The following is a 1,009-nucleotide window of genomic DNA, read 5'->3' as shown; positions in this document are numbered from 1 at the left end:
GATGATCCCGATGGTGGGGGACGGCGACATGACGACGCCGCGCGGGATGGGCCACTTCGTGCTGGCGATCGATCCGGAGCGGTTCGGCGGGCGGGAGGTGTTCCTCGGCGCGATGCGCGCCTATCTCGCCGCGCTTCGCACGGAGCCGACGCGCCCCGGCGAGACCGTCATGGCGCCGGGGGACCGCGAGTGGCGGGTCGAGGCGGAGCGGGCGCGCGACGGCATCCCGCTCGACCCCGACACGGCCGCCTTCCTCGGCTTCGGGGGGCGCGGCGAGAAGGAGCAGGGTCGATGAGCGCGGAAGGCTACGACTATATCGTCGCGGGCGGCGGGTCGTCCGGCTGCCTGGTAGCGGCGCGGCTGGCCGAGGCGGGGGCGCGGGTGCTGCTGCTCGAAGCGGGGCCGGACGACCGCAACCCGCTCATCCGCATGCCGGCGGGCTACGTGAAGCTGCTCGGGGTCGAGCGCTACATGTGGTTCTACAAGTCGGTGCCGCAGGCGCACCTCGGCGGGCGGACGCCGATCATGCCGCAGGGCCGGGTGCTGGGCGGGGGGTCCTCGGTCAACGCCATGGTCTACATCCGCGGCCAGGCGGCGGACTACGACAGATGGGTGGAGGCGACCGGCGATGCCGGCTGGGGCTACCAGGCGCTGCTGCCCTATTTCACCGGCATGGAGGACAACGAGCGGCTGAACGACCGCTTCCACGGCATCGGCGGGCCGTGGAAGGTGTCGGACGAGCACCACACCTGCGAGCTGACCCGCGCCTTCGTTCTCGCGGCGCAGGGGATCGGGCTGCCCTACAACCCCGACTTCAACGGCGAGACGCAGCGCGGCGTCGGCACCTGGCAGATCAACGCCCGCGACGGGCGGCGCTGCTCGGCCTCGGAGGCCTTCCTGCGGCCGGCGATGAAGGCGACCGGGCGGATCACGCTGAAGACGGGCGCGCTCGTGCTCTCGGTGCTGATCGAGAAGGGCCGGGCGGTGGGCGTGCGCTGGCGCGAGGGGA

General features: G+C 72.8%; 2 protein-coding genes. Both read left to right on the top strand.

The window, feature by feature from the left end; all coding sequences use genetic code 11:
- Positions 1-295, top strand: a 295-nt coding sequence (locus Q0112_RS01480; protein ID WP_297970476.1) for an Ldh family oxidoreductase, incomplete at its 5' end; no start/stop codon positions are given.
- Positions 292-1,009 (top strand): GMC family oxidoreductase (locus tag Q0112_RS01475; protein WP_297970475.1); only part of this gene is annotated, 718 nt, incomplete at its 3' end. The genes Q0112_RS01480 and Q0112_RS01475, both read left to right, overlap by 4 nt.

Source organism: uncultured Amaricoccus sp. (assembly GCF_937858865.1).
Classification (GTDB): domain Bacteria; phylum Pseudomonadota; class Alphaproteobacteria; order Rhodobacterales; family Rhodobacteraceae; genus Amaricoccus.
This window is presented reverse-complemented; position numbering and strand designations above follow the sequence as displayed.